Raw genomic sequence first — 386 nt, 5'->3', positions numbered from 1 at the left:
CTAGCTCTTGAGTCTTGGTAGAGAGATTGCTCTTATCAACTGTCGCACGGATACCAGTATCAGACAGCAACGATATAGCTCCCTCTCTATCTAGTGGTGTATCCGTACCTGAGCGTACAATCATAGCCACTAGTTTAAGCTCATCTGTTCCTAATTTATCTACACCGTATTTTTTGAATCTATCAGGAGTAAAAGTTACCACTCCTTGACTATTTGGGAGTCCATCTGCAATCTTCGTAAATCCTCTTGCATGTGGGATTTGCACATCGTATCCATCGTAATTTCTTCCTCCTCTCACTAGATAGACACGTAATTCGGCTCCGTCTGGTACATTTTTTTGATTTACTGGACCAGGAAGCTTAGCTTGAATATACTTAGTTACATCC

General features: G+C 41.5%; 1 pseudogene. It reads right to left on the bottom strand.

What is annotated here, in order from left to right:
* Positions 1–386, bottom strand: a pseudogene (locus tag HT711_RS09965) (hypothetical protein); the annotation flags it as partial.

It is taken from the genome of Streptococcus sp. 1032, from assembly GCF_013277015.1.
In the GTDB taxonomy this organism is placed as follows: domain Bacteria; phylum Bacillota; class Bacilli; order Lactobacillales; family Streptococcaceae; genus Streptococcus.
The sequence above is the reverse complement of the archived record's forward strand: the minus strand, read 5'-3'. Positions and strand labels throughout refer to the sequence as shown.